The organism is Streptomyces viridosporus T7A, assembly GCF_008704515.1.
Classification (GTDB): Bacteria; Actinomycetota; Actinomycetes; order Streptomycetales; family Streptomycetaceae; genus Streptomyces; species Streptomyces viridosporus.
Genome location: NZ_CP023700.1, coordinates 3,280,892 through 3,307,445, shown reverse-complemented (window position 1 = coordinate 3,307,445; position 26,554 = coordinate 3,280,892). Strand labels below are relative to the sequence as shown.

Annotated in this window: 21 protein-coding genes and 2 tRNA genes; 10 read left to right on the top strand and 13 right to left on the bottom strand. The window is 72.9% G+C overall.

The genetic code is table 11. The features are described from left to right. Nucleotides 1–164: 164 nt before the first annotated feature. Nucleotides 165–1,022 carry a fumarylacetoacetate hydrolase family protein gene (locus tag CP969_RS15300; protein ID WP_016826114.1) on the top strand — a complete coding sequence of 286 codons (858 nt, stop codon included), beginning with the start codon at nt 165–167 and terminating at the stop codon, nt 1,020–1,022. Nucleotides 1,023–1,238: 216 nt separating this feature from the next. Here the strand turns inward: CP969_RS15300 and CP969_RS15295 are convergent, their stop codons facing one another. From CP969_RS15295 to CP969_RS15285, 3 genes are all read right to left on the bottom strand, one after another. Next, nucleotides 1,239–2,114 (bottom strand): TIGR03620 family F420-dependent LLM class oxidoreductase, encoded by an 876-nt coding sequence (locus CP969_RS15295; protein WP_016826115.1) that lies wholly within the window; start codon nt 2,112–2,114, stop codon nt 1,239–1,241. Nucleotides 2,115–2,236: 122 nt separating this feature from the next. Next, complete coding sequence (locus tag CP969_RS15290) at nt 2,237–2,731, bottom strand: heme-degrading domain-containing protein (RefSeq protein WP_016826116.1); 495 nt, start codon at nt 2,729–2,731, stop codon at nt 2,237–2,239. Then, nucleotides 2,728–3,804 carry a Gfo/Idh/MocA family protein gene (locus CP969_RS15285; protein WP_016826117.1) on the bottom strand — a complete coding sequence of 359 codons (1,077 nt, stop codon included), beginning with the start codon at nt 3,802–3,804 and terminating at the stop codon, nt 2,728–2,730. Before CP969_RS15285 ends, CP969_RS15290 begins: the two co-directional genes overlap by 4 nt. 79 nt (nt 3,805–3,883) lie before the next feature. Between CP969_RS15285 and CP969_RS15280 the strand changes: the two genes are divergently transcribed. The 6 genes from CP969_RS15280 to CP969_RS15255 all read left to right on the top strand — a co-directional run bounded on the left by CP969_RS15280 (nt 3,884) and on the right by CP969_RS15255 (nt 9,704). Beyond that, nucleotides 3,884–4,987 carry an ROK family transcriptional regulator gene (locus tag CP969_RS15280; protein ID WP_016826118.1) on the top strand — a complete coding sequence of 368 codons (1,104 nt, stop codon included), beginning with the start codon at nt 3,884–3,886 and terminating at the stop codon, nt 4,985–4,987. A 128-nt stretch (nt 4,988–5,115) separates the two neighbouring features. Further along, on the top strand, nt 5,116–5,928 hold the full coding sequence (locus CP969_RS15275) for a hypothetical protein (RefSeq protein WP_171817499.1): 813 nt from the start codon (nt 5,116–5,118) through the stop codon (nt 5,926–5,928). A gap of 107 nt (nt 5,929–6,035) precedes the next feature. Further along, nucleotides 6,036–6,815, top strand: a complete 780-nt coding sequence (locus CP969_RS15270; RefSeq protein ID WP_004987615.1) for an HAD-IIA family hydrolase — start codon at nt 6,036–6,038, stop codon at nt 6,813–6,815. A 149-nt stretch (nt 6,816–6,964) separates the two neighbouring features. Then, the gene (locus CP969_RS15265) at nt 6,965–7,537 is read left to right on the top strand and encodes a hypothetical protein (RefSeq protein ID WP_451636890.1); all 573 of its coding nucleotides are present in this window, start codon (nt 6,965–6,967) and stop codon (nt 7,535–7,537) included. 2 nt (nt 7,538–7,539) lie between these two features. Next, entirely contained in the window at nt 7,540–8,262 is a 723-nt protein-coding gene (locus CP969_RS15260) for a class F sortase (protein ID WP_016826121.1), read from the top strand. A 413-nt stretch (nt 8,263–8,675) separates the two neighbouring features. Then, complete coding sequence (locus tag CP969_RS15255; protein WP_026085149.1) at nt 8,676–9,704, top strand: glycoside hydrolase family 6 protein; 1,029 nt, start codon at nt 8,676–8,678, stop codon at nt 9,702–9,704. A 10-nt stretch (nt 9,705–9,714) separates the two neighbouring features. On the opposite strand, the gene CP969_RS15250 is transcribed toward CP969_RS15255, so the two are convergent. The 4 genes from CP969_RS15250 to CP969_RS15235 all read right to left on the bottom strand — a co-directional run bounded on the left by CP969_RS15250 (nt 9,715) and on the right by CP969_RS15235 (nt 18,604). After that, a complete protein-coding gene (locus CP969_RS15250; protein ID WP_016826123.1) occupies nt 9,715–13,944 on the bottom strand; it encodes an nSTAND1 domain-containing NTPase in 4,230 nt (1,409 codons plus the stop codon). Between the two features lie 167 nt (nt 13,945–14,111). Next, on the bottom strand, nt 14,112–16,052 hold the full coding sequence (locus CP969_RS15245; protein WP_004987623.1) for a radical copper oxidase GlxA: 1,941 nt from the start codon (nt 16,050–16,052) through the stop codon (nt 14,112–14,114). After that, complete coding sequence (locus CP969_RS15240; protein ID WP_016826125.1) at nt 16,049–18,067, bottom strand: glycosyltransferase family 2 protein; 2,019 nt, start codon at nt 18,065–18,067, stop codon at nt 16,049–16,051. The genes CP969_RS15245 and CP969_RS15240 overlap by 4 nt, the downstream gene beginning before the upstream one ends. Nucleotides 18,068–18,530: 463 nt before the next feature. Continuing rightward, nucleotides 18,531–18,604, bottom strand: a tRNA-Lys gene (locus CP969_RS15235). 205 nt (nt 18,605–18,809) lie between these two features. On the opposite strand from CP969_RS15235, the gene CP969_RS15230 reads away from it, so the two are divergent. From CP969_RS15230 to CP969_RS15220, 3 genes are all read left to right on the top strand, one after another. Beyond that, entirely contained in the window at nt 18,810–20,216 is a 1,407-nt protein-coding gene (locus CP969_RS15230) for a peptidoglycan-binding protein (RefSeq protein ID WP_026085150.1), read from the top strand. A 136-nt stretch (nt 20,217–20,352) separates the two neighbouring features. Continuing rightward, nucleotides 20,353–21,534, top strand: a complete 1,182-nt coding sequence (locus CP969_RS15225; protein WP_026085151.1) for an SPFH domain-containing protein — start codon at nt 20,353–20,355, stop codon at nt 21,532–21,534. 121 nt (nt 21,535–21,655) lie between these two features. Next, entirely contained in the window at nt 21,656–22,261 is a 606-nt protein-coding gene (locus tag CP969_RS15220; RefSeq protein WP_004987638.1) for a lytic polysaccharide monooxygenase auxiliary activity family 9 protein, read from the top strand. Between the two features lie 78 nt (nt 22,262–22,339). Here CP969_RS15220 and CP969_RS15215 read toward each other — a convergent pair. The 6 genes from CP969_RS15215 to ehuB all read right to left on the bottom strand — a co-directional run bounded on the left by CP969_RS15215 (nt 22,340) and on the right by ehuB (nt 26,546). Further along, nucleotides 22,340–22,413 (bottom strand) — tRNA-Lys (locus tag CP969_RS15215). Between the two features lie 126 nt (nt 22,414–22,539). Beyond that, nucleotides 22,540–23,298 (bottom strand): IclR family transcriptional regulator, encoded by a 759-nt coding sequence (locus CP969_RS15210; protein WP_016826128.1) that lies wholly within the window; start codon nt 23,296–23,298, stop codon nt 22,540–22,542. 192 nt (nt 23,299–23,490) lie between these two features. Then, the gene (gene ehuA, locus CP969_RS15205; RefSeq protein ID WP_004987644.1) at nt 23,491–24,282 is read right to left on the bottom strand and encodes an ectoine/hydroxyectoine ABC transporter ATP-binding protein EhuA; all 792 of its coding nucleotides are present in this window, start codon (nt 24,280–24,282) and stop codon (nt 23,491–23,493) included. Then, nucleotides 24,272–24,922, bottom strand: a complete 651-nt coding sequence (gene ehuD, locus CP969_RS15200) for an ectoine/hydroxyectoine ABC transporter permease subunit EhuD (protein ID WP_016826129.1) — start codon at nt 24,920–24,922, stop codon at nt 24,272–24,274. The genes ehuA and ehuD overlap by 11 nt, the downstream gene beginning before the upstream one ends. Beyond that, nucleotides 24,919–25,635, bottom strand: a complete 717-nt coding sequence (gene ehuC, locus CP969_RS15195) for an ectoine/hydroxyectoine ABC transporter permease subunit EhuC (protein WP_004987650.1) — start codon at nt 25,633–25,635, stop codon at nt 24,919–24,921. Before ehuC ends, ehuD begins: the two co-directional genes overlap by 4 nt. After that, the gene (gene ehuB / locus CP969_RS15190) at nt 25,632–26,546 is read right to left on the bottom strand and encodes an ectoine/hydroxyectoine ABC transporter substrate-binding protein EhuB (protein ID WP_016826131.1); all 915 of its coding nucleotides are present in this window, start codon (nt 26,544–26,546) and stop codon (nt 25,632–25,634) included. The genes ehuC and ehuB overlap by 4 nt, the downstream gene beginning before the upstream one ends. Nucleotides 26,547–26,554 lie beyond the last annotated feature (8 nt).

The following is a 26,554-nucleotide window of genomic DNA, read 5'->3' as shown; positions in this document are numbered from 1 at the left end:
GGGGCGGCCCGGGCCCGTGCCCGCGGTGCGGGTCCAGCACGTGAACGGGGTATTGCGGGCCGGGCGTTCGCCCTGGAGGATCGACCGGTCCTCCGAGGACCGCGGGCGCCCGCCGCACCCGGGCCGCGTGCCTCGGCGGACCCGCGACCGAGGGAGACGTGACCATGAAGCTGCTGCGAGTCGGCACGGCGGGCCGGGAGCGGCCCGCGCTGCTCGACGCCGACGGGATCCTGCGGGATCTCTCGGGGCTCGTCGCGGACATCGACGGCGAGCTGCTCGCCGACGAGGCGGCGCTCGACCGGATCCGGTCCGCCGCCGACACCGGTGAGCTGCTCGCGCTGGACGGGGCGGGGCTGCGGATCGGACCGCCGCTGGCACGGATCGGCAAGATCGTCTGCATCGGCCTCAACTACCACGACCACGCACGCGAGACGGGCGCCGAGCCGCCCGCCGAGCCGGTGGTCTTCCTCAAGGCGCCGGACACGGTCGTCGGCCCGAACGACACGGTGCTGGTGCCGCGCGGGTCGGCCAAGACCGACTGGGAGGTCGAGCTGGCCGTCGTCATCGGGCGCACGGCGCGGTACCTGGAGTCGGCGCGGGAGGGGCTCGCGCACGTCGCCGGGTACGCCGTCGCGCACGACGTCTCCGAGCGGGAGTTCCAGATCGAGCGGGGCGGGACCTGGGACAAGGGCAAGAACTGCGAGACCTTCAACCCGCTCGGGCCGTGGCTGGTGACCGCCGACGAGGTCGCCGACCCGCAGGACCTGTCCCTGCGGCTCTGGGTCAACGGGGAGTTGAAGCAGGACGGCACCACCGCCGAGCAGATCTTCCCGGTGGGCGAGGTCGTGCGCTACGTCAGCCGGTTCATGACGCTGTACCCGGGGGACGTCATCAACACCGGTACGCCGGCGGGGGTGGCGCTGGGGCGGCCGGAGCCGAAGCCGTTCCTGCGCGCCGGGGACGTGGTGGAGCTGGAGATCGAGGGGCTCGGGCGGCAGCGGCAGGAGCTCAAGGACGCGTAACGCTCCACCGGAGAGCCGGAGAGCCGGAGAGCCGGAGAGCCGGAGAGCCGGAGAGCCGGGGGACCAAGGGGCGGGGGAGCCGGGGGACCACGGGGCGGGGGAGCGCGGTGCGTCGCCGGCCGCGGGTCCGTCGCGGCCGGTCGCGCCCGCGCGGCGGGGCCGCACGGGGACACGGCCCCGCCGCGCGGGGGGATACGGTCCCGCGCCCCTCCGTCCTCAGGCCAGCAGCGAGGCCAGGGTGCGCCAGGCCTGCCTCGGCAGGGAGTCGCGGGGTTCGTCGTCGACGATCTGGAGCGCCACGTGGTCCGCGCCCGCCGAGAGGAAGGTGTCGACGCGGTCGCGGATCCTGGACTCCTCGCCCCACGCGAACACCGCGTCGACCAGGCGGTCGCTGCCGCCGTCCGCCAGGTCGTCCTCGGTGAAGCCCAGACGGAGGAAGTTGTCCGTGTAGTTGGGCAGCGCGAGGTACGGCGCCAGGCTCGTGCGGGCCAGCGCGCGGGCCCGGGCCGGCTCCGGTTCGAGGATCACCTTCAACTCGGGCGCCAGCAGCGGGGCCTCGCCGAGGATGCCGCGCGCCCGCGCCGTGTGCTCCGGGGTGACCAGGTACGGGACCACGCCGAGCGCCCGGTCGCGGGAGAGCTCCAGGCTCCTCGGGCCGAGGGCGGCGACGACCCGGCGGCCGGCCGGGACCCCGGCCGCGTCCAGGGCGTCGAGGTAGGCGACGAGGGCCGAGTAGGGGCGGCGGTACTGGTCGGCGAGCTTGGCGTGGCTGACGCCGATGCCGAGCAGGAACCGGCCGGGACGGGCCGCCTCCAGCTCGGCGAAGGCCGCGGCGGCCTCCTGCGCCGTGTACTGCCAGATGCTCTGGATGCTGGTGCCGACGGTGAGCGTCGAGGTCGCCTCGACGAGCGGCACCGCGTGGCGGACGGCGCTGCTGCCGCCCAGCCAGGCCGCGCCGAAGCCGAGTTCCTCCAACTCGGCGGCGGCCTCGGCGATCTCGCCGCGCCGGGAGGGATCCTCCGAGCGCAGCCCGATGCTCCAGATGCCGTACCGGCCGATGTCCTGCTTCGGGATGTCCGCGGTGTCGCTCATGGGTCTCCGAATCCCTCCGTGACGGGGTGCGGTGCCTGCCGTGGCTGATCACGCCTACGGCAGGCACCAACCGCGCGAGGGGTGCCGGTAATCCCGGTACGGCCGAACGGGGGAACCGGGGGCTAACGGCCGGCCAGGAACTGCTCCAGGGCCTCCACCACCATGAGGTGGTCCTGGAGCTGGGGGAGGCCGGAGACCGTCACCGCGCCGATCACCCCCACGCCCTCGACGGTGATCGGGAACGAACCGCCGTGCGCCGCGTAGGTGTCCGGGTCGAGGCGCGAGGACTCCTCGAACGTGGTGCCCTTGGCCCGGTAGCGGGCGCCCACCAGGTAGGACGCGTGGCCGTAGCGCTCCACGACCCGGCGCTTGCGGGCGATCCAGGCGTCGTTGTCGGGGGTGGAGCCGGGCAGCGCGGCGTGGAAGAGCTGCTGGCCCGCGCGGTGGATGTCGATGGCGATCGGCGCCTGCCGCTCCCAGGCCATCTCGACGAGGAGCGAGCCCAGCTCCCAGGCCTCCTCGTAGGAGAACCGACGGAAGACCAGGCGGCGTTCCTGCGCCTCCAGCTCCTCCACGCTCGGGGTGGGTTCCGGCTTGCGGGTGGGGTCGGTGGTCACAGCGTCACCGTCGCCTTCTCGAGGGCCGAACGGCGGGCCGCCTCCAGCACGTCCAGGACGGCGGCGGCCTCCGGCGCGGTCACCGGATTGGGGCCGCCCTCCAGCAGGGCCTTCGCCACGGCCGCGTAGTAGGCGGGGTAGTCGCCCGGCAGGGTCGGCTCGGGGCGTCCGCCGCCGGTCACCGGGGACTCCCCGGAGCCGACGCGGCCCCACAGCTCCTCGGGCTCCGTGCCCCAGTCGGCGCCCGCCGCGCCGGGCCGCAGGCCGTCGCGCAGGGCGGCCTCCTGCGGGTCGAGGCCGTGCTTGACGTAGCCGGCCTTCGAGCCCAGGACGCGGAACCGCGGACCGAGCTGGGCCGTGGTCGCGGAGACGTAGAGGTGGGAGCGGACGCCGTTCGCGTGGGTGAGCGCGAGGAAGGTGTCGTCGTCGGTCAGCGCTCCGTCGCGGCGGACGTCCACCTCGGCGTAGACGGCGGTCACCGGGCCGAACAGGACGAGCGCCTGGTCGACGACGTGGCTGCCGAGGTCGTAGAGCAGGCCCCCGATCTCCGCGGGGTCGCCGGACTCCCGCCAGCCGCCCTTGAGCTGCGGCCGCCAGCGCTCGAAGCGGGACTCGAAGCGGTACACGTCGCCGAGCGCGTCCTCGGCGAGCAGCTTGCGCAGGGTGAGGAAGTCGTTGTCCCAGCGGCGGTTCTGGAAGACGGACAGGAGCAGGCCGCTCTCCTCGGCGAGCGCCGCCAGCCCGCGCGCCTCGGCCGCCGCGCCGGCGATCGGCTTGTCGACGACGACCGGCAGACCGGCCTTGAGGGCGGTGGTGGCGAGCGGGACGTGCGTCCTGTTCGGCGACGCGACGACGATCAGGTCGAGCTCGTCGGCGCGGCCGAACAGCTCGTCCGGGGTCGCGGCGACGCGGACGTCCGGGAACTCGGCGCGGGCCTGCCGCTGCCGCTCGGGGTTCGAGGTGACCACCGTGTCGAGCGCGAGGCCCTCGGTCGCGGCGATCAGCGGGGCGTGGAACACGGAGCCCGCGAGGCCGTAGCCGACGAGGCCGACGCGAAGGGGAGTGCCAGTCATGGTCCTACTTTCGCAACGCTGTTGCCAAAGTGCAAGCGCTGGGGACAATGGGCTGGTGAACAGGACGAACGGCGGAGGGATGCGCGGAGCGACCGGTGGGGTCAACCTGCTCGCCCTGCGCAGCCACAACACCGCGCTCGTGCTCGACCTGCTGCGGACGGCGGGCCCGGAGGGCATCAGCCGGCTGGAGCTCGCCGAGCGCACCGGGCTCACCCCGCAGGCGGTCAGCAAGATAACGGCCCGGCTGCGCGAGGACGGCCTCGCGGCGGAGGCGGGGCGCCGGGCGTCCACGGGCGGCAAGCCGCGGACGGTCCTGCGCCTGGTGCCGGAGGCGGGCCACGCGGTGGGCGTGCACCTGGACCGGGACGAGCTGCGGGCCGTGCTGGCCGACCTCGACGGGACGGTGGTGGCCCGGCGGCGGGTCCCGCTGGACCTGGGCGCCGGGGCGGAGGCGGTGCTGGCGCGGGTGGCCGCGGTGGTCGAGGCGCTGCGGGCGGGGGACGGGACGAGCCCGCGGGCACGCTCCCTGCTCGGCGTCGGGGTCGCGCTGCCCGGGCCGCTCGACCACGAGCGGGGCGTGCTGCACCGGGTGACCGGGTTCCCCGAGTGGGACGGCTTCCCGCTGCGCGACGCGCTGGCCGAGCGGCTGGGGACGGTGCCCGTGGTCGTCGACAAGGACACCAACGCGGTGGCGCTCGGGCTGGCGGTCGGGGGCGAGGGCGGGTCCTTCGCCTATCTGCACCTCGGCACCGGGCTCGGGGCCGGGCTGGTGATCGGGGGCAGTGTGCACCGGGGGCCGCGGACCGGGGCGGGGGAGTTCGGGCACCAGGTGGTGCAGCTGGACGGGCCGCCCTGCGGATGCGGTGACCGCGGCTGCGTGGAGGCCCTGTGCCTGGCCGCCGTGGCGCGGGGCGAGGCGGCGGAGGCGGCACGGGTGCTGGGCACCGGCGCCGCGAACCTCGTGGGCCTGCTGGACATCGACCGCGTCCTGCTCGGCGGCCGCACGATCGAGGCGGCCCCGGAGCCGTTCGTGCACGGCGTGCGGGCCGTCCTGGACGCCCGGGCCCGGCGCACGGGGGACGCGCCCGTCCCCGTCCGCCTCGCCTCCGGCGACGGCCGCGGGGTCGCCGAGGGCGCGGCCCACCTGGTGCTGGCGCCGGTGTTCGGACGGGGGGACGGGTAGCGGGGCCCTCCCCGGGGCCGCGGTCAGGTCCGCCCTCGGCCGGACGGGCGCAGCCGTGCCCCGGCCGGGCGGGGGCGGCCGGGTTCCGGCGAGCGGAGTCGGCGGCGGTGCGGCAGAGTCATGTGTTCATGCGACCCTGCACGCCCGCGTCCCTCTGCCTGGCGGCGATGGCCGCCGTCCTCCCCGCCGCGGCCCCGGCGCACGCGCGCCCCCCGGCGCACGCGCAGGCTCCGGTGCGTGCGCAGGTCCCGGCACACGCACCGGCCCCGGCGCAGGAGGAGGCCCCGCTGCCCGCCTGCGCCTCCGCCGGGGACCGCGCCTTCCCGCTCACCGCCCGCCTCCGCGGCGGCCCCGCCGCCTACCCGGCCGGGGGCGGCTTCGGGACCTGGTACCTGGAGCTGGCCAACACCACCGACCGCCCCTGCGCCGGCGTCCACCCCGTCGTCGTGCTCGTCGACGAGGAGCGGGCGCTGAAGCCCTCGCAGTTCCGTCTGGAGTTCCACGACGGCGAGCGGTTCCGCCCCGTCCGCTTCGAGACCACCGACCGGGACGAGTTCGTCGGTGCCTTCGCCGACGAGGAGGCGGGCTTCCCCGGGTTCACCGTCGGGCCCGGCGGGACCCTCACCGTGAAGGTCCGCCTCGCGGTCGCCCCGGACGCCGTGCCGGGCGAGGTCACCGCCAACGCCGCCGTGGTGCAGCGCCACGAGGACGACGGCGACTGGGTCGGGCAGTCGAACGACTACCGGTTCCGCATCGACGCCGGACCCGTTCCGGGGAGCGACACCGGCAGCGCCTCCCCGGTCCCCGGCGAGGGCACGGGTTTCCCCTTCGTCGACGAGCTCGCCCGTACCGGAAGCGGCGGGCGGCTCCTCGCCGCCGCCGTGGCGGCGCTGCTCACCGGCGGCACGGCCGCCCTGCTGCTCACCCGCCGGCGCCGCTGATCCCGGGGCGGGCCCCGCCGTGAGCCGAGGACCACCCGTTCACCCAAGATCCGGGTCTGTCTAGGCTGGGACGCACGGAGAACCGCGTACGGCAGGAGATCCCGCACATGGCAGACCGCAAGCCCATCAAGTCGTGGCTCACCGACATGGACGGGGTGCTCATCCACGAAGGGGTGCCGATTCCCGGCGCCGACGCCTTCATCAAGAAGCTCCGCGAGTCCGGCAGGCCCTTCCTGGTCCTCACCAACAACTCGATCTACACCCCGCGCGACCTGCACGCCCGGCTGCGCCGCATGGGCCTGGACGTGCCGATCGAGAACATCTGGACCTCCGCCCTCGCCACCGCCCAGTTCCTCGACGACCAGCGCCCGAACGGCTCCGCGTACGTCATCGGCGAGGCCGGCCTGACCACCGCGCTGCACGACATCGGCTACGTCCTCACCGACCACGAGCCGGACTACGTCGTCCTCGGGGAGACCCGCACCTACTCCTTCGAGGCCATGACCAAGGCCGTACGGCTCATCAACGCCGGCGCCCGCTTCATCTGCACCAACCCCGACGAGACCGGCCCCTCCACCGAGGGACCGCTGCCGGCGACCGGCGCGGTGGCCGCGCTGATCACCAAGGCGACCGGCAGGCAGCCGTACTTCGCGGGCAAGCCCAACCCGCTGATGATGCGCACCGGACTCAACACCCTCGGGGCCCACTCCGAGAGCAGCGCGATGATCGGCGACCGCATGGACACCGACGTCCTGGCCGGCATGGAGGCCGGGATGCAGACGTTCCTGGTGCTCACCGGCCTGACCCGGCCGGAGCAGGTGGAGGACTTCCCCTACCGGCCGTCCAAGGTCGTGGACTCCATCGCGGACCTCGTCGACCTCGTGTAGCCGCACCGCGCACCGCCCGGCCCCGGGCCCGGACCCCCGCCGTCCGGGGCGCCACCCGGACGGAGCAATCACGGCACCACGAGGGTGCGGTGCCGTGGCCCGCGGGGGACGCTCCAGGTGTCTGGAGGTTCACGATGGGTTCCCTGCTGTTGACTCTCTGTGCCGGCGCCCTGGCCGCGGCGCTCGCGCCGGCGGCGTACGCGGCGGACGGCGGGGGCGTCTCGGTGATCCCGGCGGCTTCCGCACCCGGCACCCACGTCGCCCTGGCGGTGGCCGGGTGCGCCGAGCGGACGGCGGTCGCCGTGTCCCCGGCGTTCGTCTCGGGCGCGCGGCTCACCGCCGCCGACGGCGTGCTCGTCGGCGAGAGCCGCGTCCGGCCCTCGCTCACCGAGGGGACGTACGACGTGCGGGTGGACTGCGACGGGACCGAACGCAAGGGCACCCTCGTGGTCGCCCCCGCGCGGAAGGAACGGCCCGGTGGGGCGGCGGGCGCCCCCGGCGCACCCCCCGCCGCGGCAGGCGCTTCGGCCACTCCGGGCGCTCCGGCCTCGCCCGCCGCCCCCGGCGACGCCGGGGGCGGCGCCACCGCGCGCCTGGCCGCCGACACCACCCGCGAGGACGGCCCCGGCACGGCCCAGACGGTGGTCGGCCTGGCACTCGTGGGCACCGCGACGGTGGCCGTCGTGCGCGACCGCGTCCGGCGGAGCGGCGGAGCGGGCTGACCATGGCGGAGCGGGAACGTTCCCCGTCCGGCACCGGACGGCTGCTCGCCGGCGTGGCCTGGCTGGTGCTGCTGCTGGGGCTGTGGCTGTGGGGCCGCGAGGCGACCGACGTCCCGGCCGGCGCCTCCGGGCCGGCCACGGGCGACATGGCGGCGGCCGGCCGTCCGCCGCGGGGCGACCCGCCCCCGGCGCACCACCCCTTGGGCACCGCGCCGCCGCAGCGCCTCGACATCCCCGCTCTCGGCGTCCGGGCGCCGGTGGTCGCCCGCGGCCCGGACGAGCGCGGGGCGCCCGATCCGCCGCCGTTCGACCAGCCGGGCGTGGTCGGCTGGCACGCGGGCGGGGTGGCGCCGGGGGCGGCCGACACCGCGCTGCTGGTGGGGCACGTCGGCACCGGGACCCGGCCCGCCGTCTTCCACCGGGTGGACACGTTGCGGCCCGGTCGGCGGATCGGGGTGGTGCGCGCGGACGGCGCACTCGCCGAGTTCACCGTCGAGGACGTCCGGGTCGTCGACCGGGCCCGCTTCGACGCCCACCAGGCCTACGGGCCGCACCGCGCCGGCCGGGCGGAACTCCGGCTGGTCGCCTGCGGCGGCGGCTTCGACCGGGCGAGCGGCGGCTGCACGGCCGACGTGATCGTCTCGGCGTACCTGACCGGGACGCGCGCCGGAAAGCCGACGGGAACCGTCCCCCGACCGGCGACCGGAACCCCGACCCGGGCCTGACCGGGTTCCCGCCCGTACCGATCCGCACGACGGCCCGCCCGCATCCCCCGCACGACGGCCCGCTCGTCACCTGGCCGGGCGGAGCACCGGCCGGACGCGCCCCGCCGGGGTCGGCGGACGCGCCCCGCCGGGGTCGGCGGACGCGCCCCGCCGGGGTCGGCGGGCACGGCTCCGGAACGAACGGCGTGCCCGGGCCCAGGGGGCGGTGCGCCCCAGGTCCCAGCCCGGTCGCTTTCCGTGATGACCGCAGGTGGCCCCGCCGTCCGGGCGTTCACGGCGGCGCCCGGCCCCGCCCCGGGGAACCGGGCTGTAACAGCCCGCGGACAACGAGGGCTCGACCTCGTGGGCGCCGCCGGGCGTGTGTCAGGATTGGGGCTCGGACACTTGGAACAAGTGCACCCAAGGGGGGTTGGATGTACGACAGCAGGGGGGTCGGGGCGTTCGCCGGGAGGTGGGCGTCCGCAGTGGCGCTGGGGGCGGCGCTGCTGATCACGGGGTGTTCCTCCTCCGACGGCAAGGGGGAGGAGCCGGAGGCCGGCGCGGGGATCACGCAGCAGCCGAAGGAGGCCGACCCCTTCTGGGTCAACCCGGACGGCACCGCCGCGCAGCAGGTCGCCGCACTGGAGAAGGCCGGCAAGGAGACGGAGGCCCGGCAGATCCGCAAGATCGCCGAACAGCCCGTCGCCGAATGGATCAGCCCGGAGAACCCGCGGGAGCAGACCCGCGGCTTCACCGAGGCCGCCGACAGGGCGGGCCGCACCGCACTGCTGGTCCTCTACAACATCCCGCACCGCGACTGCGGCCAGTACTCCCAGGGCGGTGCCGCCGACGGCGACGCCTACCGCGCCTTCGTCGACGACGTCGCCCAGGGCATCGGGGACCGGCCGGCGACCGTGATCCTCGAGCCCGACGCGGTGCTGCACCTGGTGGACGGCTGCACCCCGGAGGAGTACCACGAGGAGCGCTACGACCTCCTCAAGGGCGCCGTCACCAAGCTGAAGGCCCTGAAGAACACCAAGGTCTACCTGGACGCCGGCAACGCCGGCTGGGGCGACCCCGACCAGATCTTCGAGCCGCTCCGGTGGGCGGGCGTCGACCGGGCCGACGGCTTCTCGGTGAACGTCTCCAACTTCTACTCCACCGAGGACTCCATCGCCTACGGCAAGAAGCTCTCCGCCAAGATCGGCGGCAAGCCCTTCGTCATCGACACCAGCCGCAACGGCAACGGCCCGTACACCGGGGGCGCCGCGGACGAGCGCTGGTGCAACCCGCCCGGCCGCGCGCTCGGCGAGACCCCGACGGTGAAGACCGCGGACCCGCTGGTCGACGCCTACCTGTGGGTGAAGCGGCCCGGCGAGTCGGACGGCGAGTGCAAGGGCGGCCCCAAGGCGGGCCAGTGGTGGCCGGAGTACGCGCTGAAGCTCGCCCGGGCCGGCGGCTGACCCCGCCGGGTCACCGGCGGGGGCACACGTCCTCGACCTCGCCGCGGTCGGCCGCCAACCGCCGTTCTCCCGCGTTCAGTTCGCGCTGAGCCAGGGTGCACACCCGCTCGATCCACCGCTCGGGATCGAGCGGGACGACGGTGGTACGCGATCCGTCGAGGATCGTGAGGGACGTCCCGTCGGCGTCCGGCGAGGCCACCGAGCCGTATCCCACGTGGTAGCGGTACAGCTCCTGACGTTCCGTGACGTCCCACACCAGCTGCTCACCGGCCTCGGTGGTGGTGTGCAGGGCACGATCGTCCAGGAAGCGGCCGAGCCAGTGCACCCGGTCGTAGGTGAGGGGGTCTTCCTCCTTCTTCCGCCGGACGTCCCACAGGTGCACTGCGCCCCCCGCGTACTGCACGACCAGATGTCCGCCGTCGGGGGAGAGGAGCATCGACCGGACCGGCCGATGCTTGTCCTTTCTTTCGAACCACGGTGTGAAGTCACCGGAGTCGAAGTCCCAGACCCCGATCGCGTCCACCGTCCGCACCACCGCCTGCGGTTTTCCCGGGACGGCACCGGCGAAGGTCCCCGCCGCCTCGTTGGCGATCTGGTACTTCTCCTGGAACGGGGGCTGGAACCTCCTTCCGGTCTCTTCGCCGGTGTCGAGTCGCCAGTAGGAGACGTACGACAGGCCCGAGATCACGGCGTGGTCGTCGTCGGAGAAGCCGATGTTGATCCAGGCCGGAGAGAGTCCCGTGAGCGGATCCGGGCCGACGGCGTCGAGGTCGGGCGGAAGGGGCAGCCGCAGCACGTGCTCCTCGGTGAGCACGGTCCCGCCCGCCTCCCCGGAGATCCGCCAGACGAGGACCGTGCGCCGGTCCTCGGCGACGGTCAGCAGCCGCCGTCCGTCCGGGGTGAAGGCGGCGTACAGGTCGGCCAGCGGCCGTGACGCCCGCGCCGACGCGAGGAACTTCCGCCCGGTCAGGTCCCAGAGCTGCAGGACGGTGCCGTCGCTCCCGACGACCGCCAGCCGGTCGTGCGGTGCGTCCGGTGTGCGGACGCGGTGGACCAGGGCGTTGGTGTCGAACTCCGTGGGCGGCCGGACCCGCACGGTCACGACGCTCCCGCCGACGGCGACCGCTGCCCGCAGGTTCCCCGGGGGGCCGGCGAGGGCGACCGGCGGCGCGAACGTGCGGCCGGTGACGTTTTGGTCCTCGGCTGCGGCGGCGGGGGTGTCGAAGGTGGCGGGCCAGCCCTTCTCCAGATCGACGACGAGGAAGCGCACCCGGCCGAGATCGGTGCCGATGCGGCCGGTGGGGTTGATCAGGTAGCGGCCCGACGCGTCGAGGCGGGGCGCGTACAGCGGGCACAGTCCCTGGAAGGCACTGTTCTCCCAGTTCCGGAAACGGCGGGGTTCCGTGCCCAGCCGCCAGGCCTCGAGGACGCCCTGTTCGGTACAGGTGGCCAGGACGCGTCCGTTGCCGCTGACCGTCGCGGAGGCCGTGGCCCGCTCGCCCCAGGGGCGGTGGAGCGTGCCCCGGTCCAGGTCCCAGGAGACCAGCCGGCCGCGCCCGTCCTCGGCGCCGGCACCGGAGGGCACGATCCGCGCCACCACCGTGCCGTCCGCACCGAACCAGGCCTGCGCCGCGTCCCAGCCGCGCGGCGGGGCGAGGGTGCGGCCCGTGCGCCGGCCGTCCTCGGTGCGCCACACGAGGACCCCCTCGCGGGGAATCGTGGCGAGGATGCGCTTCCCCTCGCCGTCGAAGCGCAGATCGTGGACGCCGCGCGGGTTGTCGCGGGCGACCGCGGCCCTGCGCAGCGGGACGAAGCGAAGGGCGCGCGGGTTGGGATCGGAGGTGTCCCGCACTCCGAGGGAGATCACGCCCCAGCCGGTCGCGCGGGCCACGCTCCGCCCGTCGGGCGAGACGGCGATGTGGTCGCTGTCGCCGTTCTTGGTGCGCTGGAGCGGCTTGGGCCGCTCCTTCCCCCGCAGGTCCAGGTCGATGAAGTCGCCGTCCTTCAGCAGCGCGTACAGCCGCTCGCCGTCCTCGGTGAGCGCCACGCTGTCGACCTCGGCACGGTTCTCCAGCGGGATCCGCTCCACGTCCCGGAAGCGCAGGTACTGAGCCAGTAGCGCGGAGCGGGCGTCCGGGCGGTCGGCGGTGCGGTACGCGGCGGCGGCGTACAGGGAGGAGGTCACCAGCGACACGTCGTCGTAGGCGGCGGCCTGCCGGGCCAGCCGGTCGGACGCCAGTCGGCGCTGCTCCTCCAGCATGTTCAGGTACAGGACCGAGACCACCGACGCCGCCACCACGGCCAGCACGGTGACCCCCACACCCAGGAACCGCAGGTACCGCCGGATGCGCTCGGACCGCGCGGCCTCACGCTGCTGGCGTTCCCGCAGGGCGACGCTCGCGGTAATGAACTCCCGGTCCTCGTCCGTCAGTTCGTCACCGCGCTCGGCGAGCCACTGCTCCGCCGTGCCGAGCGCGGGATCCTCCAGCAGGGCCCCGTCCGGCCGTCCCTCCCGCCACCAGCGGGCCCGGTCGTAGCGCAGTTCCCCGCGCCAGGTGAGGAACGAACGGTCAGCCTCCAACTGCTCCGCCAGCGGTTGCCAGTGCTCGATCAGGGCCTCGTGGGCCAGCTCGACCGTCTCGCCCTGCTCGGGGTCCGCGCCGAGCACGAGGACGCGGGCCTCGGCCAGGTTCCGGGCGATGGCCCACTGCTCCTCGCCCGCGTCGCGGCGGGAGAGCCGGGCGCGCAGCGCGGTCGTGCTGCCCGGCGGGACCTGGATCAGCGCGCGCAGGAGTCCGGCCGCGGCCCCGGGCGGCGCACCGCGCAGCGCGCGCTGCCAGGCCGAGTCCGCCCGGCTGCTCAGCACGCCGCCGAGGCCGCCCAGTTCGCGGTAGGTGTCCAGGCGGAGCCGGCCACCGGTCTGCCGTTCCCACAGGGTGTTCAGCACGAACCCCAGCAGGGGCAGGGCTCCCGGACGGCCGGCCGCGTCCTCGACGAGGCGGTCGGCCAGGCCGTTGTCGTACTCCACGCCGGGGAAGGCGCGCAGCGGCAGCCGGACCACTTCGGTGAGCTGCTCGCGGGTCATGAGACCCAGTTGGTGGGCGGGCGCGCCGCCGACCAGTCTGCTCAACTGCGGGTGCCGCAGAGCCGCGTCCTGGAAGTCGGTCCGCAGGACCACCAGGACGCCGACCCCGGGGTGGGCGCAGGCGTCCAGGAGGCGGTCCACCAGCGCGCGCAGGTCCTCCTCGGGGCGCAGGAGCAGGGCTTCCGCCTGGTCCAGGGCCAGCACGAGGCCGGGTGCCGACCTGTGGCGTTCCAGGGCGTCGCGAACCGCGCCGACGTCCGGCAGACGGCCCTCGGCGCGCAGGGTGACGGCCTCCGTCCCCCGTTCCCCCAGGCGGGGCAGCACCCCGGCCATGAGGAGGGAGGACTTGCCGGACCCGGAGGGCCCGGTCAGCGTCACGCAGCCTTCGGGCGGCCCCTGCGGGCACAACAGGGCGGTGACGGCGTCGACGTCCTCGTCCCGGCCGAAGAAGTGCGCGCTGTTCTCCTCGGTGAACGGGCGCAGTCCCGGGAACGGGGACGCCGGGGCGAGCAACTCGGCCAGTTCCGGCACCTCGTCGAGCACCGTGCGGGTCGGGATGCAGAAGCTCTGCCCGCGGCGCGAGGACGAGACGGACACCACGATGCCCACCGCGGCGCCCAGTTCCAGGTCCCAGACGGCGGAGCCGCTGAACCCGGGCTGGACCGGGTCCGCCTGCGCGTCGAGCGGCGACATCTGCAGCCGCCCGGTGCCGGTGCGGCCGCGCAGCACCGCGGTGTGCCAGCCGCCCCCGGTGCCGTCGTCCGGCAGTCCGAAAACCATCGCCCGGTGGTCCCACACGGTGTGGGGCGCCACCATGAGCACCGGCCGGGCGCCCGCCGGCGGGCGGTCCAGCGCCAGGACGGCGACGTCCCCGCCGCCGTCCCCGCGCACCGGCACCCAGTGCCGGACGACGGCCCCGGTCTCCTCCCCGGTCGCCGCCAGGACCAGGCGGACCCGCAGGGGCGCGTCGGGCGGCTCGGCACGGGTGAGGGGTAGGCGCGCGGCGCCCAGGACGACATGGGCGCACGTCAGCACCAAGGTGGGCGCGATCAGCACGCCCAGGCCCCCGATGTGGCCGTCGGCGGACGCGACCTGGACGGTCGCGGCCGCGAGGACCTCCTCGGCTGTCCGGTCCGATGCGGTCGGCTCGGTCATCTTCGGTATCCCCCGCCACCGTTGACCCCACGCGTCAGCAACGTCCCCCAGAGGTCACACCAGGTGCCGCGCACGAGCAAGATTGTTTCGGGCCAACACGCAGCAGGAGAAAAGGGAGAGGGCGCCCTCTCCCTTTTCTCCTGCTTCTCTGCCGTGCCGTACGGCGGTTACGGCACCTGGACCCACTGGGCCTTGCTCGGCGTGCCGTCGGCGTCGGTGACGAACAGCATGTACCAGCCGGCCTGGACCAGGTTCCGGTTCTCCGGCATGGTCACGGTCAGCTTGTCGCCGTCGGCCTCGAAGTCCAGCGCGATCGACCGCTGGTCCACGTCGGTGACGTGGGTCGAGGCGCTCGGCCGGATCAGGCGGACGTTCTCGACGCGCGCGGCGTCCTTCGAGGTGAAGGTGCCCGACTCACCGCGCTCGATGGTCTCCGGGCCGTCGGACAGCTCGGGCTGCTCACGGTCGCCGTGCAGGTACGGCGGCGTGTAGATCTCGATGCGCTGCTCGAACTCGCCCGGCTTGGTGTTGGCCTTGTCGCCGTAGAGCGAGTCCGAGCCGAAGAACATCACGCGGCCGTCGGGCAGCAGGATCGAGCCCGCGTGGTAGTTGCGGCCCACCAGCGGGTCGGCGACCCGCTGGAACGCGTTCTTCTCCGTGTCGTAGATCCGCGCCTCGAGGATGTTGGAGTCGCTGCGGCCGCGGTAGTCCTCCGAACCGCCGGAGACCAGGATGTCGTCGTTCGGCAGGATCGACGCCTGCGGGTAGCGGGTGCCCTTGTCCAGCGAGGGGCCGTCGACGAACTTCGGGTCGTCGGCCTTGAGGTCGACGATCCGGGTCTTCTCGCTGGCCTTCCTGGACTCGCCGACCCCGCCGCCGCCGATCACCATGTACTTCTCGTCCTGCGCCGGGGGCAGCAGCACCGTGGCGGACGTCTCCATCAGGTCGGGGTCGCTCAGCCCGGGGACCTTGGTGAACTCGTTGCTCTCCACGTCCCAGACGCCCGGCTCGCGGCCCTCGTCGGCCGGTCCGTAGCCCGCGTTCGAACCCGAGTAGAAGATCTTGCCGTCCTGCATCAGGAACAGCGCCGGGTAGGTCGGGAACTGGCGGACCTTGTCGGTGTAGGTCCACTTCTTGGTCTTCGGGTCGTAGACCTCGTTCTTGCCCGGGACGAGCTGGCCGATGTCGTCGAGGCCGGAGACGCTGAGGATCTTGCCGTCGCTCAGGGTGGTGAGCGTCGGGTACCAGCGGGACTCCTTCATCGGGTCGACCTTGATGTACTTCTCGGCGATCGGGTCGAACTCGAAGGCGTCGTCGATGCCCTGGAAGTCCTTCTTGTCCAGGGCGAGCTTCTCGGCGATGCCGTACGTGTTGCGCGCGTCGTCGCCGGTGAGGCCCTGCACGGTGTAGTTGTCCTGCGTGCCGGTCTCGTACTTGGCGCCCTCCTTCTGCGCCTCGACGTAGACGCGGCCGTACCCCGGGGTGTTGCCCAGGAACCTGCCGGTCTCCTCGTCGAAGTTCTTCTCGGCGCGCGGGACGAGCACCGGGTCCTTCGAGACGAAGGTCTTGCCGTTCTCCTTGCCCGTGAACTTCGTCCCCGCGGGCAGGGTCATCGGCTTGTCCGGGTTCTCGTTGTGGACGATCATCAGGCCGCCGGCCTTCTTCACGTCCCCCTTGAGTTTCTCGTACCGCTTGGTGCCGCCCGCGATCAGCAGGTTGCCGTTGGCGAGCTGGGTGTGGCCCGTGCAGAACAGGTCGCTCGGGGTCGGGACCTTCTTGATGGTCCCCTCGACCGGGTCCCAGATCCGGGTGTCGTACTTCTTCGCGTCGAAGTTGTCCTTGTTGTTGCCCGAGCCCGCGACGAGCAGCACCTTGCCGGTGCGCAGCAGCGCCGCGTGGATGGTGTTCTGCCGGTACTCCTCGGGAAACTCGACGATCTCCCACTTGCCGTTGGCGGCCTTGTACTCGGGCTTGTTGATCTTGTACTGGTGGTACTGCTCGGTCCCGAAGCGGTACAGCCACGGCCCGTTCATTCCGGCCAGCGCGAGTACCACCGCCGTGCCGATCGCGAACCGACGGGCTCGACGGCGGCCTGCACGGTCAGTCATTCCTTACGTCCCCCAAGTCCACCAAGGGCGATCTGCATGGTCTGGTCGTTGCCCGGGGCGTGCCCGGTTCCTCCCGGTCCGCCCGGTCCGCCGTGCGGGCCGGCCCAGCTGGGCCGGTTCTGCGGGGCGTGCGCGTGCTGCTGCGGCATCTGCGGCAGCGGCTGCGTCCGGGGCGCTTCGGCGTCCTGCCGCTGGTCCGCGGCAGGGTCACCCGGTGGCTTCTTCTTGTCCTGGCGCATGCCGTGGCGCCAGGCGAACATCGGCGCCGCCGTGATCAGCAGGGCGAACACGGCCCAGATGACCATCGCCGGGTGCGAGTTGCCGTAGACGAAGCCGGCGACGAGGGAGCCGCCGAAGATCAGGATGAAGTACCAGTGGTACCGGAAGGTGCCGAACCAGGTGTCCGGGCTGGCCGAGTCGCCCTTGGGGGTGACCACGAACTTGCTCTTCTTGCGCAGGACGGAGTCGATCAGCGCCTTCGCGTAGAGCGGTGCCGACAGCGCGGACATCACCATGCCGGCCACACCGCCGGAGCCCTCCGGCTCGTGCGGCGAGACGTTGTGGCGGCGGTTCCAGACGTACAGGCCGATCTGCAGCGCGGAGGCGTTGCCGTAGAGCATCAGCCAGATGGTCGGGTCGATGTTCACACCCGAGGCGCCCAGGCCCAGGAACAGCGCACAGCTCAGCGCCGCGAGGATCCAGTTCAGGGCGGACATCGGGTAGAAGATGATCATCATGGTGTAGTTGAAGAGCTTGCTCGGCGGCAGCGAGTACCAGCCCTTCCAGTACTGCTTGAGGATCGTCTCGTACGTACCCCGCGACCAGCGCATCTGCTGGGTGAAGAAGTCGGTCCAGGCGTTGGGGCCCTCACCGACCGCGAGGACGTCCGGGGTGTAGACCGAGCGCCACTTCTTCCCCGTCTCCGGGTTCTTGGCGCGGTGCATCTCGAACCCGGTGGCCATGTCCTCGGTGATCGAGTCGTACAGCCCGCCGATCTGCTTGAGCGCCTTGATGCGCACGGCGTTGGAGGTGCCCACGAACATGGGCGAGCCGTAGCGGTTGCCGGCCCGCTGGATCAGCGCGTGGAAGAGGAACTGCTGCGACTCGGCGGCCTTGGTGACGAAGTTGTCGTAGTTGCCGTACACCTGCGGGCCGATGACGAAGCCGACGTCCGGGTCGCGGAAGAAGCCGAGCATCCGCTCCAGGTAGTTCGGCAGCGGCACGTGGTCGGTGTCGACGGAGGCGAAGAAGTCGTAGTCGTCGCCGTGCGCGTCCAGCCAGGCGTTGTAGTTGCCGTGCTTGGTCTTGGCGCGGTGCGGGCCCTTCTGCTGGTTCCACTTCGCGATGCCCTTGCGGGAGAAGTGGTGCACGCCGAGGCGCGCGCAGACCTCTTTCACCTCGGGGTCGTCGCCCTCGTCGAGCAGCCAGACGTGCATGACGCCCCGGTGGCGGATCTTCACCGCCGCCTCCAGGGTCTTCGTCACCATCTCCAGCGGCTCCTTGCCGGGCACGAAGGAGGTGAGGAAGGCCACGCGGGTGCCGGTCTCGGGCACCACCGGGACCGGGTCGCGGGCGACCAGCGTGGCGTGCGCGTTCGACAGCACGTTCATGCAGCGGAAGAACTCGATCAGACCGATCGAGACGAGCATGACGACGTCGAGGGCGGGCAGCCACTCGAACGCCGGGTAGTCGCGCTCGGTCCAGTGCGAGGGCTGCAGCAGCCACACCAGCAGCACCAGCGACAGCACCGGGGCCGCGGCCAGCATCAGCGCGATGCGGATGCGGTGCGGCTCCTGCGCGATCAGCGAGCGGTACTGGACCTTGTACGGCTTGTTCGGATCGGGCTGGGTGAGGGGACCCGCGAGCCGGCTGTAGTGCTCGTAGTCGTATCTCGGCAGCGTCTTCTTGATCCGGCGGAACGCGCCCGTGTTCCAGTTCCGGTGCGAAGGCACCCTGAGTTGGGTGGTCCGGGACGGGTCGTCGTCCCTCCGGGCGCCCGTCGGTGTCGACGTCATGAGTCATCCCCCCACACACGGCGACGCCGTGTGTTTCGTCGCTTCCTTCCGTCCGCTCGGTCCCCCTCGACCTCCACGGACGTCATCAGTGGTAGACCGCCGCCTCCACGTCGTCCACACCTTATAGACATGGCACGGCGGTCTTCCGGTTGCACGGTGCCCCCCTCGGCACCACCCCTTGGACGGAGTCCCTCGCCCCGAACCGGGACAACCGGTTCCCTGCCCCCCACCAGCCGCACATTCGCGGCAAAGTGAAGAACCCAGGTTCTACGGTGCTCATCATGATCGCAAGGTGCGAAACACGGCGTTCACCGGTCATAGGCGTCCATTGTGACCCCTGGGGGAGGCCCGTGGGGCCTCTGTTCCATACGTGTGACAAGAGGATCCCGTTCAGCGGGCGCGAGAGGAGATCCGGCCAAAAACCGACGGGCCCCTCGTCTGCACGAGGAGCCCGTCCGTTCGGTGCGCCGCCAGGGACTCGAACCCCGGACCCGCTGATTAAGAGTCAGCTGCTCTAACCAACTGAGCTAGCGGCGCGCGCTGACGGAGCAACTCTACAGGACCCCGGGGGGTGCTCCCGACCACCGGCCGCCGGCGCCTCCCCGGGAACGGCGGCCGCCCCCCGATCGGCCCATCGGGTGTACATCATTCGGGCCGTCAACATGCGCGTGACGAAGACGGTTGCGAAACTGCCGACGTGCACAGGCGCGGAGTTTTTCGACAACAGTGTGAGGGCCGACGCATGGGGTCACCGGTATTCGAGGAATTCGAGCCGGCGGGCGACTGCGGCTGCCCCGGCTGTGTTCCCCGGCGGCGGGTCCTGCCGCATTCCCCGGGCGGCCGGCCCCCGGATCGTCCGGCGGCGAACCGGACCCCGGCGGTGGCCGCCGCCGCGTCCGCGGTGAGCGGCGTGCGCGCGGCGCCCGCGTCCGCCGCCCCGCGGACCGCCGGACAACCGGCCGATCCGACCGTTCCCCACGTTTTTGCAGGTGACCGGTGTGACACTCCACAGGGTCGGAGGGTCCCGCTGCACGGTCCCGGTGGCCGTGCGGCCCCGCGCGCGAACCTCGGGCGGATGCCCCTGACCACCCGCGCGGCCATGGTCGAGCGGGCCCGGAAAGGGGTCACCGAGAAGGTTCCCTGCGGCATGTCCGCCTACGGGTCCGACGGTTGTCGGCAGAACGGTTCGGGTCATGTTCCGATGGCGTGGGGCCTGCCCGGGAACGAATGGAACGGCGGTCTCGGGAAATGCGCGGAGAAAAACACCGAGGACGAACTCCGACCGGGTGACATCCTGCTGTTCCCCCCTGCGGCCGACCCCTACGGAAAATCCCCTGTCGTCTTTTTCGGCGGCCGGGCGGACACCGGGCGCACCTCCTGCGTGGCACACGAGCGGACCCGCCCGCACACCCGCCGCGCGACCACTTCGTACGCCTACCGGAACGACTCCGCGCGCTGCGTCCCGTACCGCTGCAGGGACGTGACCGAGGGGACGGCGGACACCGCGCCGCGGACGGCGGGACCGCCCACCGTGCCGGGCCGGACCCCGTCCCCCGGAGCGTCGCTTTTCGGCCCCGGCGCCCCCGACGCGTACGTCACCGGGCTCGGCCGCGTGTTCGCCGGCCGCGGCGGTGACCGCTCCTGCGCGGTCGGTCCCGGACCGCGCCGGACGGACGCGGACCGCAGGGCGACGGGCGGGGGCCGGGACGTCCCGGCCGGAGCGTCCGTGCCCGTGCCGCCCGCGCCCCCCGGGTCCGTGCCGCCCGTACCGCCCGGCTCCGTGCCACCTGCGCCCGCACCCCCCGGGTCCGTACCGCCCGCGCCCGTACCGCCCGCGCCCGTGCCGCCCGTCCCACCCGGACCCGTGCCCCCCGCGCCCGAACCGCCCTTCGCGCCCTCCTCGCACGGGGTGCGGGGCTGTCCGGGCCGGGCGTCGTTCCGGCCCGGCGCCGACCACGCCCGGGTCGCCCGGCTGGGGAGGCGACGGGCGGAGAAGGGGTGCGGCCGGTACTCCACCGAGGGGCCGGGGCCGCGCCGGAGCGAGGAGCACCGCCGCGACGCGGAGGCCTTCCAGCGCGCCCGGGGCCGGCGCGGTGGCGCGGCGGACGGCCACCCGGGCCCGGAGACCTGGCGGCGGCCCTTCTCATGACCCACGGATCCTCGGGGCCACGGCCCACCGGGCCTCCGGGCCCGCGACCCACCGGGCCCTCGGGCTCACGACCCCACGGGCCCGGGCCCGGAGCATCCCCGATGTGACGCATCTGGCGCGGAGGCTGGAGGCACGCGTGACCACGACCACTTCCCACATCCCCGAGTCCGGGCAGCCCGCGGGCGGTGCCGCGGCACCCCGGCCGGTCCGGCTCATCCACACCGAGTCCACCACCGAGATCCCCGTCCACCTGCTGTTCCGCGACGACTCCGGCCCGGAGCCGGTGCGGCTGCGGCCCGCGATGCCCGGCCGCCGGCCGGGCGCGGCGGAGCAGGGGGGAGCGCAACCGTGGGAACGGCCGGAGGAACGGCCGGGCGACCGGCCGCACCTGCGGCGCCCGGCCGCCCTGCGGCCCCGGCGGTCCGTGCCCCGGGTGGACCCCGAGCTGGTGGAGCGGCCCGCCCGGGTGCTGCCCGGCCTCGCCGGGGTGCTCGCCGGGGTGTGCGGGGCGGCGGGCTGCGTGGCCACCTCCCGGTGGGCGGGGGTGCTGCCGCCGTTCGCCGCCGAGGCGCTCGGGGGCACGGCGCACGGCGGCGCGGCCGGGCTCGGTCCCGCGCAGTGGGCGGCGTACGCGGCGGCCGGGACCCTCGGGCTGTTCGGGTTCGGCGGGCTGGCCCGCGGGCGGACCGGGCAGGCCTGGGTGCTCGGCCTGTTCGGCCGCTACCGGGGGACGGTCCGGCGGACCGGGCTGCTGTGGGTCAACCCGCTGCTGCTGCGCCGCCGGGCCGACGTGCGGCTGCGGCACTGGCGCAGCGAGCCGGTGCGGGCGGCCGACCGCAGCGGGGTGGCGCTGCGGGTGGTCGTCCTGGTGGTGTGGCGGGTGCGGGACACCGCGCGGGCGACGCTGGTGGTCGAGGACCACGAGACGTACCTGCGCGAGTGCGTGGAGGCGGCGCTGCTCCGGGTGCCGGTGGCGGCGCCCGGAGCGGGACAGGGCGCGGCGGACGTGACGGAGGACGCGCTGACCCGGCTGGTGGCTCAGGACACCGCGCCGGTGGGACTCGAGGTGTTCGCGGTGCGGCCGGTGCGGGTGGAGTACGCGCCCGAGGTGGCCGCCGCGATGCACCGGCGCCGGATCGCCGCGCTGGACGCCCAGCACCGGGCGAGCATGCTGACCTCGGTCGTGGATTCGGTGGAGGACACGGTGACCCGGCTGACCATGCGGGGGCTGGTGGAGCTGGACGACTACGAACGCAAGGTGCTGGTGAAGGACCTGACGGTGGCGTTCTGCGCGGGACGGGGGGAGACGGGGCCGTGAACGGCCGGGGAACGGACCCCGTGATTGGTATGGACATGCTCAGCTCACGACCCTACTCTGTGACTTGGTCTAGACCTACCTGCACGCCTCACCTTCCCCCACGTCCTCCAGGAGCGGCAGCATGCGCACACGGACCAAGTTGTACGCAGCCGCGGTGGGACTGGCCACGACCGGAGCGCTCGTGCTCTCCTCCGGCGGTGCCAGCGGCCACGGCTACACCGATCTGCCGGTCAGCCGGCAGAAGCTCTGCCAGAACGGCTCAGTGAGCAACTGCGGCGCCATCCAGTGGGAGCCGCAGAGCGTCGAGGGGCCGAAGGGCTTCCCCGCCTCCGGACCCGCCGACGGACAGCTCTGTTCGGCCAACAACACGCGGTTCGCCCAGCTCGACAACCCGACGACGCCCTCGGGCGGGGCCTGGCCCACCACCCGGGTGACCGGCGGTCAGAGCTACACCTTCCGGTGGCAGTTCACGGCCAGGCACGCCACCACCGACTTCAGGTACTACGTCACCAAGCCGGGCTGGAACCAGAACCACAAGCTGTCCCGGTCCGACCTCAACCTCACCCCGTTCCTGACGGTGCCCTACAACGGCCAGCAGCCGCCGCAGACGCTCTCGCACAGCGGCCGACTGCCGTCCGGGCTGAGCGGGCACCACGTCATCCTCGCGGTGTGGACGGTCCACGACACGGGCAACGCGTTCTACGCCTGCTCGGACGTCACGTTCTGAGGGGGTCCTCCGGCGCCGGTGCGTGCGCCGGAGGGCAACGCACAAGGGCCTCTCGCTTCCACGAGAGGCCCTTCGGTGTGCGCCGCCAGGGACTCGAACCCCGGACCCGCTGATTAAGAGTCAGCTGCTCTAACCAACTGAGCTAGCGGCGCATGACTCCCGCCGTCCGCTTCCCGCGGTCGGCGACGGAGTAAATAATACCCGGCTCCGGGGGTGCTCCCGACCACGCCGCCACGGGCGGGTCCCGCGCCCCGCGGCACGATCCGAACGACACCCCCCTAGATCGCCAGCGAGAGCAGCACCGGGGCCGCGTTGCGGTTGAGGGTGTCCGCGGCCCGGCGCAGCCGGTGGGCGTGCTGGACCGGCAGGGACAGGGCCAGGCAGCCCACCGAGGAGCCGGCCGTGATCGGGACGGCCGCGCAGACCGTGCCGACCGCGTACTCCTGGAGGTCCAGGACCGGAACGGTGGGCGGCTGCGCCTCCAGCCGGGAGAGCAGCAGCTTGTCGCTGGTGATGGTGCGCGAGGTGAGCCGGGCCATCCGGTACCGGGCGAGGTGGTCGCGGCGGCCGTTGTGGTCGAGCTGGGTGAGCAGGCTCTTGCCGAGCGCGGTGGCGTGCGCCGAGCAGCGGAAGTCCACCCACTCGTTCACCTTCGGGGTGGCCGGGCCGTCGGCGTACTGCGTGACCTTGACCTCGCCGTCCACGTACCGGCTCATGTAGACGGCGGCGCCCACGGAGTCGCGCAGCCGGTCCAGGGTGTGCTGGAGCGTGTCGCGCAGGGCCTCCTCGTGTCCCTGGGCCGAGCCGAGGCGGGCGAAGGCCGGCCCGGTGGCGTACGTGCCGTCGGCGGTCTGCGTGACGTAGGCCTCGCGGCGCAGCATCCGCAGGAGCGCGGTCAACCGCTCCGTGCCGAGGCCGGTCCCGCGGGCGAGTTCGGTGTCGGTGACTCCTGTGGTGCGCCGCGCCACCGTCTCCAGGACGCGCAGGGCGTCCTGGACCGAGTGGTGCGGGGCGGTCGGCTCGTGCTTCAGCGCCACGGTTCCCCCTGTGCGCTCTCGGGGCCGCAATCCGGTCAGCGAATCCCCTCCACGATAGCCGTCAAACGGCTTCACGGAAGCGGGGGTTGACAAGAACGCGGCCCTCCCAACTGCACGGCAGAACCCCTGGCATATGCCAGGGGTATGCGCCGGAGCGGAGAGCCGGGACGGCGGCCCGGGTACGCCCCGTGGTCACAGGACCGCGCTGAGGAACTCCCGGGTCCGGTCGTGCTCCGGCTCGCTGAAGATCTTCTCCGGCGCGCCCGCCTCGATGATCCGGCCCGAGTCGAACATCAGCACCTGGTCCGAGATGTCCCGGGCGAAGTTCATCTCGTGGGTCACGCAGAGCATGGTGATGTCGGTGGAGCGGGCGATGTCCCGCAGCACGTCCAGGACGCCCGCGACCAGCTCCGGGTCCAGCGCCGAGGTCACCTCGTCCAGCAGCAGCACCTGCGGCCGCATCGCCAGCGCCCGCGCGATCGCCACCCGCTGCTGCTGGCCGCCGGAGAGCTGGCCGGGGTGCTTGTCCAGGTGGTCGGTCAGGCCGACCATCTCCAGCAGCTCCCGCGCCCGCTCCTCGGCCTCGTCCTTGGACAGGCCGAGCACGGTGACCGGGGCCTCGGTGATGTTCCTGAGCACCGTCATGTTCGGGAACAGGTTGAACTGCTGGAACACCATCCCGATCTTCTTGCGGATCTCGCGGACCTGCTTCTCGGGCGCGGGGAACAGCTGCTCCCCGTCGACGGTGACGGTGCCCTCGTCCGGCTTCAGCAGCGTCATCAGCAGCCGCAGGATCGTCGTCTTGCCCGACCCGGACGGACCGATCAGGGTGACGTGCTTGCCGGCGTCCACGGAGAAGTCCAGGTGGTCCAGGACCGTGTGGTCCCCGAACCGCTTGGTGACCTGCTCCAGGCGGATCAGTTCGCCGGTGCTCCGCGGGCTGTCGGGCTTCTTCTCGAACGGGGTGCGGGTGTCAGTGGACAAGGCGTCGCTCCAGGGCTCGCAGGGCAAGGGAGGCCAGGTAGGAGATGACGATGAAGGCCACGCCGATCACCGTCAGGGGTTCGGTGAACTGGAAGTTCTGCTGGGAGAACAGCCGCGCCTCACCGAGCATCTCCAGCACGGTGATCGCCATCAGCAGGGGCGTGTCCTTCAGCATCGAGATGACGTAGTTGCCGAGCGCGGGCACCACCCTGCGCACGGCCTGCGGCAGGATCACCACGGTCCACGTCCGGTGCGGCGGCAGGTTCAGCGCCGTTGCCGCCTCCCACTGGCCCACCGGCACGGCCTCGATGCCGGCCCGGTAGACCTGCATCGTGTACGTCGAGTAGTGCAGCCCGATGGCGAAGACGCCGGTGGTCAGCGCCGAGAAGGTGATCCCCCACTCGGGCAGCACGTAGAACAGGAAGAAGAGCTGCACCAGCAGCGGGGTGTTGCGGACGAACTCCGTCACCGCCCCGACCGGCCAGGTCACCCAGCGCGTCGGCACCCGCATCAGCAGCGCCCACACCAGACCCAGCACGAACGAGATCAGCGAGCCGAGGACCAGGATCTGCAGGGTGACCAGCAGACCGTCCCAGAAGTACGGCATGAAATCGACGACCGCGCTCCAGTCCCACTTCATCGGACCGCACCTCCCACGCCGCTGGCCTCGGGCCGCTTCGGCTCCACGTCGGCCCCACGGGCCGGCGCCTTGCCGACCCCGGCCTTCAGCTTCTTCTCCAGGCCGCGCATCAGACGGGTCAGCAGGAAGGCGATCACGAAGTAGATCAGCAGGATGTAGGTGTAGATCTCCGCGCTCTCCTGCAGCGCGAGACGCACCAGGTTGCCGCTGAACGCCAGGTCGCCCATGCCCATGATCGACACCAGGGCGGTGCCCTTGAGCAGCTCGACCAGCAGGTTGGAGAACGGCGGGATCATCTCCGGCACCGCCTGCGGCAGCAGGATCAGCCTCATCCGCTGCCAGGGCGTGAAGCTCAGCGCGATGCCGCCCTCGCGCTGGGCCGGGTCGACCGCGGCGAGCGCGCCGCGCACGATCTCCGAGCCGTACGCCCCGTAGGTCAGACCGAGCGCCAGCGTGCCCGCCCACAGCGGCACCAGCTGCCAGCCGAAGGCCGGGGGCAGCACGAAGAACACCCAGAAGATCATCACCAGGGCCGAGGTCCCGCGGAACACCTCGGTGTAGAAGCCCGCGAGGAAGCGGACGATCCACAGCCGGTGGGTGCGCGCGACACCGACCACGAAGGACACCGCCGTCGCCAGCAGCGCGCTGAGGACGAGCAGCTGGATCGTGACCCAGACGCCTTCGAGTACGAGTTCCCAGAGTCCCGAGGTCATCCGCCGCACAGCTCCTTCGCGGTCAGATCCGTCATCTCGTCCTCGGTGAACCCGAACGGCTTGAGGATGCGCAGCAGTTCGCCGCTCTCCTTGAGCTTGCGCAGTTCGACGTTGAAGGCGTCCCGCAGCTTCGTCTCGGTGGGCCGGAAGGCGAAGCCGCCGCCGTCGACGTGCGGTTCACCGCCGACGATCGGCCGGAACGGCTCCGTGACCTCGGCCTTGCTCGACTTCTTCACCACCTCGCGGGTGGTGAGCGCGGTGCCGGCGAAGACGTCCACGCGCCCGGCCTCCACCGCGTTCAGCCCGGCGACCTGGTCGGGGACGATCAGGATGTCGCTCTCCGGGTACCCGGCCTCGACCGCGTACGCGATCTCCGCGTACCCGGTGCCGGTGGCGAACTTCGCCTTCTTCTCGACGACGTCCTGATAGTTGTGCAGCCCCTTGGGGTTGCCCTTGCGCACGATGAACGAGTCGAGCATCTGGTAGTCGGGGTCGGAGAAGATGACCTGTTCGCAGCGGTCGGGGTTGATGTACATCCCCGCGGCCACGACGTCGAACTGCTGGGAGTTCAGCCCCGGGATCAGCGAGCCGAACTCGGTCGGCACGGGCTGGACCCGGTCCACGCCCAGCCGCTTGAAGATGACCCTGGCCAGCTCCGGTGCCTCGCCGGTGAGTTCACCGTCCTTGTTGATGTAGCCGAAGGGTATTTCCCCGGCGATGCCCAGGCGGACGACGCCCGTCGCCCTGAGGCGGTCCAGCAGGTCGCCGCCGTTCGTGCCGGCCTCGGTGGGGACGCGGGAACAGCCCGCGGCACCCAGCGCGCCGAGCGCCGCGACCCCCGCGAGCAGCGACCGGCGTGAGGGCCCGGAGGGTTTCCGGTGTCGTCTGAATGGGTGCAGTGGTGGAGCCATGGCGGCGC